Annotated in this window: 18 protein-coding genes; 16 read left to right on the top strand and 2 right to left on the bottom strand. The window is 58.2% G+C overall.

The features are described 5' to 3' along the window. Nucleotides 1-5: 5 nt before the first annotated feature. The 16 genes from ACFC5L_RS16600 (at nucleotide 6) to ACFC5L_RS16525 (ending at nucleotide 15,834) form a co-directional block, all read left to right on the top strand. On the top strand, nucleotides 6-1,049 hold the full coding sequence (locus tag ACFC5L_RS16600) for an acyltransferase family protein (RefSeq protein WP_375203812.1): 1,044 nt from the start codon (nucleotides 6-8) through the stop codon (nucleotides 1,047-1,049). Nucleotides 1,050-1,231: 182 nt separating this feature from the next. Next, nucleotides 1,232-2,773 carry an MmgE/PrpD family protein gene (locus tag ACFC5L_RS16595; RefSeq protein ID WP_375203811.1) on the top strand — a complete coding sequence of 514 codons (1,542 nt, stop codon included), beginning with the start codon at nucleotides 1,232-1,234 and terminating at the stop codon, nucleotides 2,771-2,773. A gap of 19 nt (nucleotides 2,774-2,792) precedes the next feature. Continuing rightward, complete coding sequence (locus ACFC5L_RS16590) at nucleotides 2,793-3,968, top strand: acyltransferase family protein (RefSeq protein ID WP_375203810.1); 1,176 nt, start codon at nucleotides 2,793-2,795, stop codon at nucleotides 3,966-3,968. After that, on the top strand, nucleotides 3,965-4,423 hold the full coding sequence (locus ACFC5L_RS16585; protein WP_375203809.1) for a nuclear transport factor 2 family protein: 459 nt from the start codon (nucleotides 3,965-3,967) through the stop codon (nucleotides 4,421-4,423). Before ACFC5L_RS16590 ends, ACFC5L_RS16585 begins: the two co-directional genes overlap by 4 nt. Continuing rightward, on the top strand, nucleotides 4,420-4,917 hold the full coding sequence (locus tag ACFC5L_RS16580; protein WP_375203808.1) for a YybH family protein: 498 nt from the start codon (nucleotides 4,420-4,422) through the stop codon (nucleotides 4,915-4,917). Before ACFC5L_RS16585 ends, ACFC5L_RS16580 begins: the two co-directional genes overlap by 4 nt. 33 nt (nucleotides 4,918-4,950) lie before the next feature. Beyond that, nucleotides 4,951-5,439, top strand: coding sequence for a DUF3291 domain-containing protein (locus tag ACFC5L_RS16575; protein WP_375203807.1), 489 nt, complete (start codon nucleotides 4,951-4,953; stop codon nucleotides 5,437-5,439). A gap of 33 nt (nucleotides 5,440-5,472) precedes the next feature. Next, nucleotides 5,473-6,384, top strand: coding sequence for a methylisocitrate lyase (prpB, locus tag ACFC5L_RS16570; RefSeq protein ID WP_375203806.1), 912 nt, complete (start codon nucleotides 5,473-5,475; stop codon nucleotides 6,382-6,384). A gap of 193 nt (nucleotides 6,385-6,577) precedes the next feature. Beyond that, nucleotides 6,578-6,913, top strand: coding sequence for a hypothetical protein (locus tag ACFC5L_RS16565; protein ID WP_375203805.1), 336 nt, complete (start codon nucleotides 6,578-6,580; stop codon nucleotides 6,911-6,913). Between the two features lie 318 nt (nucleotides 6,914-7,231). Continuing rightward, the gene (locus ACFC5L_RS16560; protein ID WP_375203804.1) at nucleotides 7,232-7,564 is read left to right on the top strand and encodes an antibiotic biosynthesis monooxygenase family protein; all 333 of its coding nucleotides are present in this window, start codon (nucleotides 7,232-7,234) and stop codon (nucleotides 7,562-7,564) included. A gap of 14 nt (nucleotides 7,565-7,578) precedes the next feature. Continuing rightward, nucleotides 7,579-8,715 carry a bifunctional 2-methylcitrate synthase/citrate synthase gene (locus ACFC5L_RS16555; protein WP_375203803.1) on the top strand — a complete coding sequence of 379 codons (1,137 nt, stop codon included), beginning with the start codon at nucleotides 7,579-7,581 and terminating at the stop codon, nucleotides 8,713-8,715. Between the two features lie 8 nt (nucleotides 8,716-8,723). Next, a complete protein-coding gene (folE, locus tag ACFC5L_RS16550) occupies nucleotides 8,724-9,320 on the top strand; it encodes a GTP cyclohydrolase I FolE (RefSeq protein WP_375203802.1) in 597 nt (198 codons plus the stop codon). 24 nt (nucleotides 9,321-9,344) lie between these two features. Then, nucleotides 9,345-10,121: an enoyl-CoA hydratase gene (locus tag ACFC5L_RS16545; protein WP_375203801.1), complete on the top strand. Its 777-nt coding sequence runs from the start codon at nucleotides 9,345-9,347 to the stop codon at nucleotides 10,119-10,121. Between the two features lie 22 nt (nucleotides 10,122-10,143). Then, nucleotides 10,144-12,063 carry a cation:proton antiporter gene (locus ACFC5L_RS16540; RefSeq protein ID WP_375203800.1) on the top strand — a complete coding sequence of 640 codons (1,920 nt, stop codon included), beginning with the start codon at nucleotides 10,144-10,146 and terminating at the stop codon, nucleotides 12,061-12,063. A gap of 91 nt (nucleotides 12,064-12,154) precedes the next feature. Beyond that, on the top strand, nucleotides 12,155-13,063 hold the full coding sequence (locus ACFC5L_RS16535; RefSeq protein WP_375203799.1) for a sensor histidine kinase: 909 nt from the start codon (nucleotides 12,155-12,157) through the stop codon (nucleotides 13,061-13,063). Continuing rightward, complete coding sequence (locus tag ACFC5L_RS16530) at nucleotides 13,050-14,762, top strand: ATP-binding protein (RefSeq protein WP_375203798.1); 1,713 nt, start codon at nucleotides 13,050-13,052, stop codon at nucleotides 14,760-14,762. The genes ACFC5L_RS16535 and ACFC5L_RS16530 overlap by 14 nt, the downstream gene beginning before the upstream one ends. A 58-nt stretch (nucleotides 14,763-14,820) precedes the next feature. Then, entirely contained in the window at nucleotides 14,821-15,834 is a 1,014-nt protein-coding gene (locus ACFC5L_RS16525; RefSeq protein WP_375203797.1) for an isoaspartyl peptidase/L-asparaginase family protein, read from the top strand. Between the two features lie 9 nt (nucleotides 15,835-15,843). Here the strand turns inward: ACFC5L_RS16525 and ACFC5L_RS16520 are convergent, their stop codons facing one another. Next, nucleotides 15,844-16,953, bottom strand: coding sequence for an endonuclease/exonuclease/phosphatase family protein (locus tag ACFC5L_RS16520; RefSeq protein WP_375203796.1), 1,110 nt, complete (start codon nucleotides 16,951-16,953; stop codon nucleotides 15,844-15,846). A gap of 61 nt (nucleotides 16,954-17,014) precedes the next feature. After that, complete coding sequence (locus ACFC5L_RS16515; RefSeq protein WP_375203795.1) at nucleotides 17,015-17,941, bottom strand: 1-phosphofructokinase family hexose kinase; 927 nt, start codon at nucleotides 17,939-17,941, stop codon at nucleotides 17,015-17,017. Nucleotides 17,942-17,952 lie beyond the last annotated feature (11 nt).

The raw sequence follows: 17,952 nt of genomic DNA, 5'->3' as shown, positions 1-17,952 counted from the left end.
TAGGGATGGGTGCGCCGGAATATTTTCCGGCTTTTGACTGGCTTCGCCTTGGGCTGGCGCTGACGGTGGCGCTTTTTCATGCCGGGGCGGTGACCGATGAAAATATCGGAAACTTCGCCGTTCAGGTGTTCTTTGCGCTGAGCGGCTGGCTCATTGGCGGCATTCTGCTCGACAGCGATGCGTCCGCATTGCCGCGTTTTTATTTCAACAGGGCGGCGCGAATATGGGCGCCTTATTTTTTCGCTGTCGCCCTGGTGTTCGGCATGAGCTTGATGAGCGAGCCGGCCGACGCGCACTGGTTCGAATATCTTTTCTATGACGTCACTTTCACGCATAACTGGTTTATCTCGCCGCGCATTGAAGAGATCAATGCGGACCTGCCGCTTCGCGGCGCGGGCATTATCTTCTGGAGTCTCAGTGTCGAAGAGCAGTTTTACCTGTTTGCGCCATTGATGATCCTGTTTGCGCGTTGGGGACGCATGCCGACGATGTGGGCGGCGCTCGCGGTCTTCGCAATTGTCCTTGAAACATTTTACGGATCGATTGCGCTTGGCGTTCTTGCTGCGGTGCTGCGTCGGCGTTTTGGCGACTGGCATCTCAAAGGGATGGCGCCGGCGTTGTTTGCGGCTGTATTTCTCCTTTGCGTTTTTCTCTATGCGCGCTTTCCTGAAGAATATTTGCGCATCGCGCCTTTTGCAGCGGTTTCGGCGGTTCTCCTGTTGGCGCGAGCGGGAAAAAAATCCCGGATCGGCGCCTTCGCCGGCGGCGTGTCCTATCCGCTTTATCTCAATCAATGGATCGGGGTGTTTTTCGCGAGGGAGATCGCGCTGGACTTTCCCGACCACCAGCTGATCGTGACCGTGTTGCTCAGCGTCATTCTCAATCTGGCGATCGCGTCGCTTTTGTACCTTGCGATCGACGCGCAGGTGCGCAAACGGCGCAATGAATGGTTCACCCCCGCACGCGGGCGCGCCGCGGCCATGATCGCCTATGGTCTGATAATCCTCGGCGGCGTCGGCGGGCTCCTGATCGCCTTGATGCGTCTGTAGCCGCTGCGCCGGGTTTTTCATTAACATGCTGATATTTATGGAAAAGTTTTCCAGAGGCGTTATGCCGCCGTTTTCCACACCCTCGATCCTTTGACAGCTTGTCGCAGGCGGCGCAGATAGCGGCCAGTCATTTCCGGGCGCCGAACCCCACGCGCCCCAAGTCCAAATCAAAGAGGTTTTGCATGGAAATCCATGACGTCCGCGCCCATCGCTCCAAGGACAATCTGAAGCGCGAAGACCAGCTCGCCTGGAAGATCGCCGCCGTCGCCGCCGACCCCGTAGAGGTCGACGCCGAGGCGACAGACATGATCATCAACCGCATCATCGACAACGCCTCGGTCGCTATCGCATCGCTTAATCGCGGCCCGATCAAATCGGCGCGCGCCATGGCCAATACGCATCTTCGAGCTGGCGGCGCGACGCTGTTCGGCTTGCCGGCGGAACACACTGTCTGCGCCGAATGGGCAGCCTGGGCCAACGGTACAGCCGTGCGTGAGCTCGACTATCACGACACGTTTCTCGCCGCTGACTATTCGCATCCGGGCGACAACATTCCGCCGACGCTCGCCGTTGCGCAGCAATGCGGGAAAGACGGCAAAGCGCTCGTTCGCGGGATCGCCACCGGCTACGAAATTCAGGTGAATCTCGTCAAAGCGATTTGCCTGCATGAACACAAGATCGATCACATCGCTCATATCGGACCATCGGCGTCTGCGGCCGTCGGCACACTGCTCGGGCTTCCGACAGAAGTGATCTATCAGTCGGTGCAGCAAGGTTTGCACACGACAGTGACCACGCGTCAGTCGCGCAAGGGAGAAATCTCTTCCTGGAAAGCCTTTGCGCCAGCCTATGCGGGCAAGCTCGCCATTGAAGCGGTGGACCGTTGCATGCGCGGCGAGGGTGCGCCGTCGCCGATCTATGAAGGCGAAGATTCCGTCATCTCTTTCATTCTCAATGGACGCACCGCGCGCGACAAAGGCGAAAGCCCCTATGAGCCGACTTACCATGTTCCACTGCCGGGAGCGGGCGAGGCGAAGCGCGCCATCCTTGAGACCTATACGAAAGAGCACTCAGCGGAATATCAGTCACAGGCCTTGATCGACCTGGCGTTCCGTATGGGCAAGGAAATCGAAAACCGGGGCGGCTTCGACAAGGTGAAGTCGATCGTTCTGCACACGTCCCATCATACGCATTATGTGATCGGCACCGGTTCGGGCGACCCGCAAAAGATGGACCCGAACGCCTCGCGCGAAACGCTCGATCACTCGATCATGTATATCTTTGCCGTCGCGCTTCAGGATGGCGAGTGGCACCATGTTCGCTCCTATGCGCCCGAACGCGCCCAGCGCCCGGACACGGTGAAGCTCTGGCACAAGATCTCGACGACGGAAGATCCGGAATGGACGCGCCGCTACCACAGTCAGGATCCCAACGAAAAAGCATTCGGCGCGAAAGTCGTCGTGACGTTTGAAGATGGGTCGGAGCTAGTCGATGAGCTCGGCATCGCCAATGCACACCCCTTTGGGGCGCGTCCCTTTGGCCGGGCCGAATATATCAAGAAGTTCAAGACCCTGACCGATGATATTCTGGACTCATCGGAGAGCGGCCGCTTCCTCGACCTGGTGCAGCAATTGCCGAACCTTTCCGCCGAACATGTGAAGCTGCTCAATCCGGTCGCGCCGAAGGGCTATTTGGTCGAGAATCCGGCTAAGGGCATTTTCTAAGCCACAGCCGGAGCATTGAATGCCCTATTCGGGAAACAGAAGGCTGGACGTCGCGCCGACTGCGAAGCTTCCCCTCCTTGGGCTCCTTGCCGGGGCGGGAAGCTTTGCATCCGAAGAGCGGAGGGAAAACAACCTGACGCTTTTACGGCTTGTGGCGGCGGCGGCCGTTCTGTTTTCCCATAGCTGGCCGTTATCGTCAGGCGCACGCGCCGTTGATCCGGTGACCGCCTTTCTGGGCGAAGTCACCGGCAGCGCGCTTTCGCTCGCCGGGCTTGCGGTGAACGCTTTTTTTGTGATCAGCGGCTATCTCGTCACCAAGAGCGCAATCCGCAGCAAGGCGCGGCCTTATTACTGGTTGTCGCGGGTGTTGCGAATTTACCCGGCGTTGATCGTCAATGTTCTCATCGTCGCGCTCGTGCTTGGGCCAGCTGTCACTGCCTTGCCATTGAGTGAATATTTTCGCGGTGAGAAGCTCAGTGAATATCTCACCAATAATATATTGATGTGGAATACAGTTTATCATCTACCGGGCGCCTTTGAAGACAATCCCGAAAGCGCAGTGAACGGATCGCTCTGGACCTTGCCAGTAGAGTTGCGGTGCTATGTTGCTGTCGGGCTTATGGCGCTCGCCGGCGTTTTCAAATTCCGGCTTTTAGCGTCGGCGCTGTGCGCGGCTATATTGCTCTTTGGCTTTTTAAGCGAGGACTATGCGCCCTTTGGCAATTTGGCCGTGCTTGAGAATGTGGGTTATTTCATTCTGGGCGCGCATTTTTTCATGTATCGCGACATCATCCCCGCGTCGCCGTTCGCCGCCTTATTGCTGATCATCGGCGGGGTCTGGCTGCCGCTTGGGGCGGTTGGCGCTATTGCCGCGGCGGCGGGGTTTGCATGGCTAATTTTGTGGGCAGGCCTGGCGGCGCCGCGCGTCGTCAACATTGAAGGCCGCCTCGGCGATCCGTCTTATGGCATCTATATCTGGGCGTTCCCCATTCAGCAGGCGCTTGTGCAGGCGCTCGGCGGCGACGCGCCCTGGTTGATCGTTGCGATTGCATTCCCGTTAACGGTCATTATGGGCGTCGCATCATGGCGGTTTATCGAAAAGCCGGCGCTGTCGAAAAAATCCGTAGCGGCGAGTTTTTCGATGGAGCGAATGAAATCTCTTGGTGGAGTTTTTAACAAGGGAAGATCAGCGTGACACAACCGCATTCTAAAACCGAGCTAAACGGCCTCAGTCCTGTTTGTAAAAACGCGTTCGCGCGATGGCATGAAATGGCTGCATCGCGTGATCTTTCAAAAGTCGGTGAGATTGCACGCGATGACGTGGCTTTCCGGTCTCCCGTCGCCCATACGCCTTATATCGGCCGCGAGGCGTTGACGCTTGTTCTGTCGACGGTGATTGGGGTTTTTGAAGATTTCACTTATCACCGCCAGTTCGCCAGCGATGACGGTATGAGCGTCGCGCTTGAATTCAGCGCGCATGTAGGCGGCAAGGAATTGAAAGGCGCCGATTTTATCCGCTTCGATGAAGATGGCCTGATCGCCGAGTTCGAAGTGATGATCCGCCCCGCAAGCGGTCTGATGGCGTTGGGGCAGGCGATGGGCGCCGCCCTCGACGGAAAACTTGATGCTTTTAAGGGAAAACAGTCATGATGAAACGCACGCTTGTTTCGGTTCTTGCTTTGTTGCCATTGCTGGCTTCATGCGGTGGGAGCGGGGATGGCGCCGGCGCGTCCATCGACCGCGATGCGGCGATGGCTGAAATTGATACGCTGCGCACGCAATTTGAAAAAGCTGTGTCTGATTACGATATGCCGGCTCTGGGCGCGTTGGTTTCGCCGGAGGCGGTCTTATTGCAGCCCGGCTCAGCCGACTGGAAAGCCATGCAGGCGCTTGCAAACGGCGCCCCTTTTCCGATGGGCGCCGAGATCCACATCACGCCTTTTGAAACAGTGATTATGAATGAGGAATGGGCGTATGAACGCGGCGCATCCAAAGTCACTTACGCAGATCCCGAGACCGGCGATGAAATTGTCCTGCGTGATGCTTATCTCCTGATTTTTAGAAATGAGGGCGACGGATGGAAGCTTCATCGCGAAGTCGCCAGCGCCAGCGAGCCGCCGGAAGGGTGGCCCGCGGCCGAGTAAGGCAGATTTATCAGGTCAACAAGGATATTGGATATGACAATGCATCTCGCCGAGTTGAATATTGGCCGCCTGCTGGCGCCGACGGATGACCCGCGCGTCAAGGAATTCATGGATAATCTCGATCGCATCAACGGGCTGGGAAAGCGCATGCCTGGCTTCGTCTGGATGATGGAGGGGTCTGGCGAGCCCGGCAAAGGTAATACCGAAACCAAGATCGGCGGCGACCCGCAATTTGTGTCGAACATGACGGTCTGGAGAGACGTTGAAAGCCTCGAACGTTTTGTATGGGGCACAATTCATCGGAAGTTCTATGAACGCCGCGAGGAGTGGTTTGAAGTGCTCGGCAAGATGCATTTCGTCATGTGGTGGGTCCCGGCGGGTCACCAACCGACCCTGGAAGAAGGTCTGGCGCGCCTCGATCTGTTACAGCGCAATGGCGACAGCGACGACGCCTTTGGCTGGAAATGGTTGAAAGAAGCAAAGATGCACAAGACGCATTCCTGCCGTCCAAGCGCGGCCTGATCACGCGCAGCGAACAGAAAGACAGAGGTTGAAATGTTATTTACAAAAAAATCCGCAGCGGAAAAACGCGCTGATTTCAGAAAAGGTCTCGCTTCAGGAAAGCTTCTTCAATATCCGGGCGCATTCAATCCGTTATGTGCGCAGATGATCGAACAGAAAGGGTTTGACGGCGTCTATATCTCCGGCGCGGTGATGGCTGCTGATCTATGCCTGCCCGATATCGGCATCGCCACCATGACGGAGTTTGTTGAGCGGGGACGGCAAATCTCGCGCGTCACCGACCTTCCGTCCTTCATCGATATTGACACCGGTTTCGGCGAGCCCATGGCGGCGGCGCGCACGGTGATGATGATGGAGGAGGCGGGGCTTTCCGGTTGTCATATTGAAGATCAGGTCATGCCGAAACGCTGCGGCCATCTCGATGGTAAGGAGATTGTTTCTACCGACGTCATGGTCCAGCGCGTCAAGGCGGCGGCCGAAGCCAAGCGCGACCCTAACTTTGTCTTGATTGCGCGATCCGACGCCCGCGCCGTAGAAGGGCTCGAGGCGTCCATCGACCGCATGAAAGCTTATGTGGACGCCGGCGCCGACATGATCTTTCCGGAGGCGATGAAATCCGAGAAGGAGTTTGAGGCGGTCCGCAAAGCGATTAAAGCGCCGATCCTCGCCAATATGACGGAGTTCGGTAAAAGCCGCCTTTTGAATAAAAAAGAGCTTGAGGCGCTGGGGTTCAATGTTGTGATCTATCCGGTGACAACCTTGCGTCTTGCGATGGGCGCCTGCGATCGCGGTCTCGACGCGATTTTGAAAGACGGCGATCAGAACGGCATTCTTGATCAGATGCAGCACCGCCGCGATCTTTATGACCTCTTACGCTATCACGACTATAACAAGTTTGATGAGTCGATTTACAATTTTCAGGTTGGCGATACGCCATTGGAATAAGGGCGGAAATTCGCAGTATTAACAACGTACCCTGAAAATTCAGGGTATTCCGGGGCTTGGATGAAGTCGCCCGGGGAAAGGGTTGGTCTGTAAGGCTTGTTAAGGTTCGCCGTCGCCTATATTTTCTACATCTCGGGCAACGCTGCTTTTGTGCCTTTTACGGGGGCGGGGCGGCTGATATTGGAGGGTCGAGATGAAAATAAATACTGGCGTACTTATTTCTTCATTTGCAGCTCTTGTGCTTGTTGCTGGTTGTGCAACGACGGGTACGGAACAAAGGCTGACAGTTGCTGAGCGGCGGGCGGCGGTTGATGAAGCGCTGACTCAACCGGATGCGGAACAAAAAGCGATCTCGGATCCTGACTATGATCCGAATGAGATCATTTGCAAAACAATAAAGAAGACAGGCACCCGTTTGGGTAAATCAAGAGACTGCCGCACGGCTGAACAATGGCGCGATAGCATGACCAACAGCGTGCGCGGCATGAGTGAATTCAGAGACAGTAATCAGGGCGCGCGACTTGAATAGGCTAAAATATCGCCGCCGCGATTAACGACGTGACAGGCGGCTGAAATGCGGGGCGGAAAGCTCATAAAAAGACCCGGCCATGTCGGGTCTTTTTATTGTGATGTCTCGTGGCGGCGACAAAACCGAGGCAGCGATGTTCGCGGCGCTGGCGGATTCAGCCTGCGCAAATCTATAGGGTTTCACTGGGGCGCAATAGGGTGTGGGCGAATGCGCTAGGTAATCTATAAAGCTAAGTTAAATCTGCTATTTATGGCGTGAAACACCCTGTGAATCCGGGCTTTTTTTGTGGCTGATTTTGTTGCATAAGATCGCGCAACCATGACAAATTCCCGCGCCCTGACGCCCCCCTATTACGCCGTGATTTTTTCAAACCAGCGCACGCCGGGCGACAATGGTTACGCGGAGACGGCTGAGCGAATGGAGACGCTGGCGAAATCAATGCCGGGCTATCTCGGCATTGAGTCGGTGCGGGGCGAGGATGGTTTCGGGATAACGATTTCTTACTGGCAATCCGAAGAAGCGATCGCCAATTGGAAAAAGAACGCTGAACACGAAGCGGCGCGAAGCCGGGGCCGCGCCGAATGGTATGAAAGTTTTGAGTTGCGCGTCGCCAGGGTTGAGCGCGCATATGGTATGGATAAGGCAAGGTAGGAGAACATAAAAAGATGACAAACGCAGAAGTACAATACGGCCTTGCGGGAGTTTTGGCGGACGACACGGCGGTGTCGAAGGTGATGCCGGAGATCAATTCGCTGACCTATCGCGGCTATAAGGTGCAGGATCTGGCGAGCCAATGCCGGTTTGAGGAAGTCGCTTACCTGATCTGGCATGGCGAGCTGCCCACGCAAAGCGAGCTCGACGCCTTCAATGCGGCGGAGAAAAAAGAGCGGGGGATTTCCAGAGACCTTCTCGACGTCATGGCGAAATTCAACAAGCGCGCGCATCCCATGGACACGCTGCGGACCGCGGTGTCGTTTCTCGGCCAGGAAGATGAGACCACGGAAGATTCCTCGCCCGACGGTCTGATGGAAAAATCCATTCGCATGTATGCGCGCATTCCCGAAATCGTCGCGGCGGATTTCCGCCTGCGCAACGGCAAGACGCCGATCCCGACCACCAAAGATCTCGCCTTTTCCGAAAACTTCTTTCACATGTGTTTCGGCGAGGTCCCGGCGCCGGAGATCGTCAAATGTTTCGACATTTCGATGACGCTCTATGCCGAGCACTCCTTCAACGCCTCGACCTTTACCGCGCGGACCATCGCGTCCTCGACCTCCGACATCTATTCGGCGGTCACCGGCGCCATCGGCTCGCTAAAGGGCCCGCTCCATGGCGGCGCCAATGAGGCGGTGATGCACATGCTGAAAGAGGTGGGCTCGCCGGAAAACGCGAAGGAATGGATGCTCGACGCCCTCGCGACCAAGAAAAAGATCATGGGTTTCGGCCACCGGGTCTACCGCTCGGGCGACAGCCGTGTGCCGACCATGACCGACGCCTATAAAAAAATGGTCGATGTGATTGGAACTGATGAGGCGCAAAACTATTGGGAGATGAGCCGCATTCTCGACGAGACCATGGTGGCGGAAAAGGGGATCTATCCGAATCTCGATTTCCCGGCCGGTCCGGCCTATTATCTCATGGGCTTTGAGATCCCCATGTTCACGCCGATCTTCGTCGTGAGCCGCATCACCGGATGGACCGCCCATGTCATGGAGCAGCTCGCCAACAACAAGCTGATCCGGCCGCTCTCGAACTACACTGGCGTCGCTCAAAGAGATGTGACGTCGCTTGGCGAGCGATAGGAGGAAAGATGGCGGGAGAACCGCGAAAAAGGACTGAGGAAGAGCGTGAGCGCGCGCTTGAAGCCGTGCGCGAGCTCATTCGCTGGATCGGCGACGACCCGAAGCGTGAAGGTCTGAAGGACACGCCGCGGCGGGTTGTCGACGCTTATCTTGAATATTTTCAAGGTTACGATGAATGCCCGGAGACTTATCTCAAGCGGACATTCGAACAGGTCGGCGGATATGACGAAATTGTTCTCCTGAAGGACATTCCGTTTCACTCCCATTGCGAACACCACATGGCGCCCATTCATGGCAAGGCGCATGTGGCTTACCTGCCGACCGACAAGGTGGTGGGCATTTCAAAGCTCGCCCGCGTGGTGAAAGCCTATGCCCGCCGGTTGCAGGTGCAGGAGCGGCTGACGGCGGAGATCGCCGATTGCATCCAGAAGGTTCTGGAGCCCCAGGGCGTCGCTGTTGTCATCGAAGCGAGCCATGCCTGCATGACGGCGCGTGGCGTCAATACGCCGGGTGTTTCCATGACGACGAGCCGTATGATGGGTGTTTTCCGCGACGACCAAAAGGCGCGGGAAGAACTCGTCAAGCTGATTGGCCTCGGCGCTTAGACAATTCCAACCCAGGATAAAATTATGCCGTATGAATGTATATTGACTGAAACCGACGGCGCCGTGGGGATCATTACCCTTAACCGGCCGGACGCACTGAACGCGTTTAACCGCCAGCTCATGGATGAACTGACCGATGCGGTGAAGGCGTTCGAGGCGGATGACGCCATCGGCTGCATGGTGGTGACCGGTTCTGAAAAAGCCTTCGCCGCCGGCGCCGACATCAAGGAGATGGCGTCGAAAGATTATATCGACGTTCTCAAGGAAGACTTTATTACCGCGAACTGGGAAGCGGTCAGCCGCACGAGAAAGCCGATCATCGCAGCGGTAAACGGCTACGCTCTCGGCGGCGGATGCGAACTTGCACTGATGTGCGATTTCATCATCGCCGGCGACACCGCCAAGTTCGGCCAGCCCGAGATTTCCATCGGCGCCATGCCCGGCGCCGGCGGCACCCAGCGTCTGGCGCGCTTCATCGGAAAGTCAAAGGCTATGGAAATGTGTTTGACCGGCCGCATGATGGACGCCGAAGAAGCTGAACGCTGCGGTCTTGTCAGCCGTATCGTGCCCAAAGCGGAGTTGCGCGAAGAGGCGCTCCGCGTCGCCAAACAGATCGCCGGTTTCTCCCGGCCCATCGCCATCCTCACCAAGGAGTCGGTGAACCGGGCTTATGAAACGACGCTGTCCGAAGGCGTGCGTTTCGAACGCCGCGTCTTCCATTCCGTATTCGCTTTTGAGGACCAGAAAGAGGGAATGGCGGCCTTTGCGGAAAAGCGCAAACCGGTGTTCAAAAACCGCTAGCGGCGGCTAGACGGGAGACGGCATGGAAAACCTGGTTCTCGCCTTTGCGATTATTGGCGCGCTTGGCATTGGCGCGCAGTGGCTTGCATGGCGATTCAATCTACCGGCCATTGTGCTGATGGCGGTGGCGGGTATCATCGCCGGTCCTGTCCTTAACATTTTCGCGGCGCCGGACGCGGCTCCCGGAACGCCGCCCATGGAGGCGTTATTCGGTGAGTTTTACCGGCCGATCATCGCCGTCGCGGTCGCCGTCATCCTTTTTGAAGGCGGGTTACAGCTGAACTTCTCCGAACTGCGCGGGCTGACGCGTGGCGTTCGGCGTCTTGTCTTTCCGGGGGTGCCGATTGCGTGGTTTCTTGCAGCGGCGGCCGCATATCTGATCGCCGGGCTCACCTGGCAAGCGGCGCTTCTCTTCGGCGGGATCATGGTCGTCACCGGCCCCACGGTGATCATCCCGCTTCTGCGCCAGTCGAAACTCAATCCGCGGCCGGCGACACTCCTCAAATGGGAAGGGATCGTCAACGATCCGCTCGGCGCGCTCCTTGCGGTGCTGGTTTATGAATTTCTGCTGCTTGGCGACCATGGCGGCACATCAGTGGACATTATCAGTTCGCTGATCCTGGGCTCGGCGCTTGCGCTCGGGTTTGGATACGCTTTCGGACGATTCACGGCGACGACCTTTCGCCGCGGCTGGGCGCCCGAATATCTGAAGCCGCCGATCCTGTTGGCGCTGGTCCTGATCTGTTTTGAGTTCGCCAATCTGATACAGGAGGAGGGCGGCCTGCTTTCCGTGACGGCCATGGGAGTCACGCTCGCCAATTCACGCATCGCCAGCATCAATGACCTGCGTCTTTTCAAGGAAAACATAACAATCGTTCTTGTGTCGGGCGTGTTCATCATCCTGACGGCGAATTTGACCATGGACTCCTTGCGCGCGCTTGACTGGTCGGCCTTCTGGTTCCTGGTGGCGATGCTGTTTGTCGTTCGCCCCCTGACGGTCTTTCTGTCGACCATCGGGTCTGGCCTTCCCTGGAAAGAGCGATTGCTTGTGGGCTGGATTGCGCCGCGCGGCATCGTCGCCGTCGCCGTTTCAAGCTTCTTTGGCGCTTCGCTCACCGCCGCCGGGTATCTCGATGGCGACAAGCTGATCGCGCTTGCCTTCGCCATGGTCTTCGCCACGGTTGTTCTGCATGGTTTTACCATCTCGCCATTGGCGAAAGCGCTGGGCCTTGCTTCGCGCGAGCGGCCGGGCGTGTTGATTGTCGGCGCGTCGCCTTTCTCTGCGGCGCTTGCGGCGAAGCTGAAAGAAATGGAAGTGCCGGTGACCGTAGCGGACGCCAGCTGGCGTCGTCTGCGGCCGGTGCGCCTCGCCAATGTGCCGACCTATTACGGTGAAATCCTTTCCGAAGTGACCGAGCATCATGTCGATCTCAACCGCTTCGGTTATCTGCTCGCGCTTGGCGGCAATGAAGCTCATAATGCGCTTGTGGCCACTGACCTTGCGCCCGAGATGGGACGCGCGTCGATTTTTCAGGTGAACGCCCGCGGCAAGGATGAAGAAGACCGCAAGGCGCTTTCCTACACGTTGCAGGGGCGGACCTTCCTTCATTCCGGCGTCGCCCTCGATGAACTTGTGCGCCGGCATTATTCCGGCTGGATTTTTCAGCGCACCAAGATTTCCGAGGAATATCCGCCGGAGCAATACAAAAAGGATCTGGGTGCGGAAAATGAGGTCATTCTGATTATCCGCAAGGGCGAGATCATGTTCGCCTCGCAGGAGGCGCCTTTAAAACCCGATATTGGCGACACCGTGCTCGCCTATATTCCAAAGCCGCCGGAACAAAAAGCGGAAAAGGCGAAGGAAAAGGCCAAGGCGAAGGAAAACGCCGAAAAGGCGAAGGCGGACGCCCCTCCGGCCGATGGCGGTCCCGCCAAAGCTTAGGGATTTTACTCTCTTTTAACCCTGTTTCCCCGTGCGAATGCTTAACGGCGCGTTAGCGCTTCGAGGCTAGGATTTGCGGGAGGAACTGGACATGCCCGCGCCCAAGTCACGATCAGAATCATCCGGCTCACGGCTCGCCGAATATGGCGCGCGTATGGGCGAATTGATGTTCCGCCGCCGCGCCGAACTTGAGGCGCGCGCGGCGCGCATCGAGGCGGAGCTCGCCATTAAGGCGCGTTCGGAATTCCTCGCCAATATGAATCACGAACTGAGGACGCCTCTTAACGCCATCATCGGTTTCGCCACCATGTTGCGCGACGGTGAGGATTACAGCCTCGGCGCCGAACAACAGCGGACATACGCAGAATACATTCTTCAGTCCGCCGACCTTCTGCTCGGTCATATCAACACGCTTCTGGAAGTGGCGGCGCTCGAAAGCGGCCGGGTCGAGATCAATGAAGGCCCCATCGATTTTGCAGCGCTTCTTGATGAGGCCGTCGATCGCGCGCAGGTGCGCGCCGAGGCCGCGGGCATCAAGATCAAGCGGCAGGGCGCCCGCGCCGACCTTCTCGGATGGGGCGACGCTGAACGGTTTTCCCAGGCGGTGGACCATCTTATTCAAACGGCGCTCAAACTCAGTCATGAGGGCGGGCAGGTCCATGTCAAAGCGTCGCGAACTGGACCCGGCTGGGCGGAGATCGCCGTTCGCGATGAAGGCGACGGCTTCACGGATGAAGAGCTCAGCGAGGCGCTGGAAGCGTTTAAAGAGCTTCATCGCGGCCTCGACCGGTCATTCCTCGGACCGGGGGTCGGCTACGCGGTCGCGAAAACCTTTGTCGAGATGCAAGGGGGACGGTTCTATGTGGAGAGCCGGCCGGGACAGGGAACCCTTGCGCGGATTTCCTTGCCGCCGGCGGATGCGCTTTATGCGGAGCCCCCTCAGGAAGAAGATGAAAGCGGCGTAGAAAACACCGCGGAGCGAGACGATGACGCCGCATAAATCCCATAAAAAATCGCCGTTCAGCCGGAAGGGCGGCGCGGCCCCGACCGCTGAAGCCTTCGACATGGCGTTTCAGGATAAGCCGCGCGTGGGGACGGTTGTCTCCGTCACCGGCTCCCATGCGCTTGTCATGCTTGATGAGGACACGCCCGATTCCGACCGTTCGTCCCGTCCGCAGTTGGGCGCGATTATGAGCGTCGACGCCGGTTCGTCGATCGTGCTTGGTCTTGTGTCGGCCATGACTAACCCGGCGCCCAGCCTTGATCCGGCGGTCGCCGAGATGCGGATCATTGAGATTGAACTTATCGGCGAATTTACCAAGCCGACGATCAATGCCCCGGCCCGGTTCCGACGCGGGGTGTCGGCCTATCCGACCCTTGGCGACAATGTGCATGTGGCGACGCGCGACGAATTGACGGCGCTCTTTGCTGTCAACGGCGCCGCGAGCGTGCGCGTCGGCGTCGTCAAACAGGATGCTTCCATTCCGGCCACTGTCAATGTGGATGAAATCTTCTCGCGTCATTGCGCGGTTCTCGGCACCACCGGCGCGGGCAAGTCCTGTGCGGTTGCGCTGCTCCTGCGCGCGGTGCTTCAACGCTTTCCTCATGCGCATATCGTCATCCTCGATCCGCATAATGAATATTCGAAAAGTTTCGGCGACGGCGCCGTTGTCTTCGACCCGACAAGCTTCAATTTGCCATACTGGATGCTGACTTTCGACGAGCTGGTGGAAGTTCTCTATCCCGGCCGCTCGCGCGACAGTGAGGAAATCGAAATCCTCGCAGACCTTCTGCCGGCGGCGAAGCGGATGAATATGGGCGGCTCCGGCCGGGCGAGCCGGCTGCGCACCGACGGAACCGCCGTTACGGTGGACACGCCGATCCCCTATCGGATTTCTGAGCTTTTGGGTCTGATTGACAAGGCGCTTGGCGGGCTCGACAGCGGGCGCACGGGCGCGCCCTATAAACGGCTCCGCAGCCGCATCTATGCCATCAGCCAGGATGCCCGCTATTCGTTTATGTTTGGCGGCCTGACAGTTCAGGACACGCTGAAGGACATGCTGAGTGAGCTTTTCCGGATTCCGGTGGACGGCCAGCCTGTGAGCGTCATCGAGCTTGGCGGTCTGCCGGCGGAAGTCGTTCAGGTTGTGGTCTCCGTGGTTTCGCGTCTCGCCTTTGAATTTGGTCTGTGGAGCAATGGCGCGGCGCCGATCGCGCTCGTGGTGGAGGATGCGCACCGTTATGCGCCGGCCAATCCCGAAGACGGTTTCGGTCCGACACGCCGCTCGCTTGTCCGCATCGCCAAGGAAGGCCGCAAGACCGGCGTTGCGCTCTGGATCGCTTCGCAGCGTCCCACGGAACTCGATCCGACGGTTCTTTCCCAGTGCAATACCATCTTCGCCATGCGTCTCGCCAATCAGGCGGATCAGGACGCATTGCGCGCCGCCGTGCCTGACGCGTCGACCAGCCTGCTAAGCTGTCTGCCGTCGCTGGGCCTCGGCGAAGCGATCGCCGTGGGTGAGGGCGTGCCCATGCCGACGCGAATCCGTTTTGATGCGCTTCCCGCAGAGGCGGTGCCGCGCAGCCTCACCGCCTGCTTCACCGACGGCTGGTCGGTGGAAATCGAGGACAACAGCTTCATCGACCGGATTGTGGAGCAATGGCGCGCCCAGCGCATGCTGACGCCCGACTTCGAATAAAACCGCCCTTGATTGCGCCCGCCGCCGCTTCCACAATGATGGAAATGGGAGGCGATTCATGCGGATTTTTCTGACGCTTGCGGCTATTTTCTTTGCCGCTCCGGCAATGGCGGAACATCACGAGGCTGCGCCGGTGACGCCAGTCACCATTGTCATTCATGGCGGCGCCGGCGCGCTGGCGCCCGGGCGGTACTCGCCGGAAGAAGAAGCCGCTTTCCGCGCGAAGCTGAATGAAGCGCTCGACGCCGGCTATGCCGTGCTTGAGAGCGGCGGCGCGGCCCTCGATGCGGTCGAGGCGGCCATCGTTCTCATGGAAGATGCGCCCATGTTCAATGCGGGCAAGGGCGCCGTTTTCACGCGTGACGGAAAGAACGAACTCGATTCCTCCATCATGGACGGCGCCAATTTGAACGCCGGCGCCGTCGCCGGAGTCACGCGCGTTAAAAACCCGATCAAGCTCGCCCGCGCGGTGATGGAGAAATCGGACCATGTAATGTTCGCCCGCGACGGCGCGGAAAAGTTCGCCAGGCAAAATGATCTGGAAATGGTCAAGCCCAGCTATTTTAAAACCGAGCATCGCTGGAAAGCTTACAAGCGCGCCCTCAAGGCTGAAAAAGAAAAACAGAAAGACGCGGCGCTGTTTCATGATTTCAAATATGGCACCGTCGGCGCGGTGGCGCTCGATGCTGAAGGCAATCTCGCCGCCGGCACGTCAACGGGCGGGATGATGATGAAGCGTTATGGCCGTGTCGGCGATACGCCTATCATCGGCGCGGGGACTTTCGCCGACAACAAGTCCTGCGCCGTCTCCTCCACCGGCTGGGGCGAATATTTTATCCGTCTGACCATTGCGAGGGACATCTGCGCGCAAGTGGAATATCAGGGCAAGACGGTTGAAGAGGCGGCGGATGACGTGATCCACCACCGCTTGCAGGAGACCGGCGCCGATGGCGGCGTTATTGTGCTCGGGCCGGACGGCTCTTACGCCATGACCTTTAATTCAAAAGGCATGTTCCGCGGCGTCAAAAACGCTAAGGAACACATGATCGCGATCTATGGCGAGGAGGAATAGGGCCTAGTCCTAAAACGCCTCGCGTTTGTTTTTCAGGAAGTCTTCGGAGCTGTCGATTTCCAGTTCGAACCAGATCGGGAAGTGATCGGAAAGCTGGTTCTTGCGCCATGGATGTTTGAAATATTTCGCCTGGTTGGCCGGGTCCGTCATATCTTTTTCTCCTGTATAGTCCTCGACCATTTCCGCGCCGTAAGCCTCGGTCTGCGCATCCGTATAAACGAATTGAAAGGGGTCGAAGACGCCGCCATTCATGCGGCCGTCCGGGCGCTCCACAACCCGGAAATATTCGTTCGTGCGGATGAACATGCGGTCATAGGCTTGTGTCGCTGACGCATTGGTGTCGAGACCGATCAGGCTGTCCACTTCATAATAGCCCGCTTCGGTGAAAAGCTCGACGGCCCCGTCATCCTTGTCATCGCCTTTGTAGAAATTGAAGTCGCCGGCGATCACCAGGCTCGATGTCCAATGCTCGCTGATTTTCTCCTGAAGCGCGGTGAGGAGAAGCGAGACTTCCTCCCGCCGGTAATCCACATTCTCCGGCTTGTCGCCGGGCTGAAGGTGAACGCTGAGCATGCCGAATTCCTTCCAGCCTGCTTTAAACCCGGTGAGATAGGGCGTGCGTTTCAACTGTTGTATGTCGGCGCCTTGTGTGATCGCCGGCCACAGCACGAGCTCGCCAACGGTGCCGGACAGTTTCACGCGAGAGGAGTTATAAAGATAAGCCGAGCGTTCGGAGTTGCCGTCGACGCCGCTGGTGATGTCGTTCACAACATATTCCCACTCACTGCCGAGCAGGCGCATGAGAACCTGAAGATCGCGCAAGGTGGATTTCACCTCCTGAATAACCACCAGGTCAAACCGCGCAATGATTTCCGCAATATAGAAATAGGCTTCAGGCAGACGTTGCGTGGTGTGTCCGAACTCCTTGATGTTCCAGCTCGCGATCAGAATGGTTTTGTCCGTGCGCCGCGGCGGAATGAGATTGTCGAGGCCGGTTTTCAAGGCGAGGATGTTGTCGATCGCGCGGATCTTCTCCGCATCGCGCATCTCCGGAAAAACCAGCGCGTAGCCTTTTTTCTTCAGATCCGTGTCGGGCCTAAGGTCATTGTAATATGGCATCGTGCTCTCCCCAGTTGAGGACAGCAGCATAGGCGCGATTCGATGATGGTTTCGTGTTTGGTCAGGCCTTCGTCGACGCCATCAGTTTTTTGACGTCGGCAGGGTCGAAAAGAGCGGTGCCCTCGCTCATACGCGTCGCGCCAGCGGCCGCCATACCGAATTTGAGCGCCTCGGTTTCGCTATCGCCGCGCGACAGCGCCGTTAAGAGCCCGCCTACGAAACTGTCCCCCGCACCGACGGCGCTCGAAGCGCGCACCTTGAAGGAAGGGGCCGTGAAAACGCCGTCTTTCGTCGCCATCAGGGAGCCGTCGCCGCCATGGCTCACCACCATGGCCTGCACTTGCCCCTTGGTGACAAGATCTTTGGCGTAGGCTTCGATCTCGCCGGGCCAGGTCAGTTTCTTTCCGGAGACAGCTTCATATTCATGCTCGTTCTGGCGCAGCATATAGACGCCTTCAGACAGCGCCGCGTCGAGACCGCTTATGGAATCGAGCACGAAGCGGGCGCCCTGGTCCTTGGCGACGCGCGCCGCCTGCGCCCAGAGGTCGGGCGGCGCATCAGGGGGCAGGCTGCCGCTCGCGACGACAAAATCGCCGGGTTCGGCCTCCTCGCGTATGGCGGTGAGAAACCGGGCGATTTCATCTTCGCTCATCTTGGCGCCGGGAAGATTGAAACGGTATTCGTTGTCATCCCTGTCATTTTTCACGTGAAAGGCGAGGCGGGTCTCCCCCGTGATCGGAATCATCCGCATGGGAACATTTTCGATGGCGAGTGATTTGACAAGCGCATCGCCATAAACGCCGCCGGCGGTGAAAATCGCCAGCGTATGCGCGCCGAGGCGCGAGCAGGAGCGGGCGACATTGATGCCGCCGCCGCCGGGATGCATTTGCGGATCGCGGCAGCGCAGTTTGCGGTTCGGCTCAACGAAATCCGCGGTGACCGCATAGTCGAGGGCCGGGTTCGGGGTGAGGGTGATGATACGGGTCATTCGTGTGCGCC

The sequence above is a fragment of the Hyphococcus sp. genome (genome assembly GCF_041986965.1).
GTDB lineage: Bacteria > Pseudomonadota > Alphaproteobacteria > Caulobacterales > Parvularculaceae > Hyphococcus.
The sequence above is the reverse complement of the archived record's forward strand: the minus strand, read 5'-3'. Positions and strand labels throughout refer to the sequence as shown.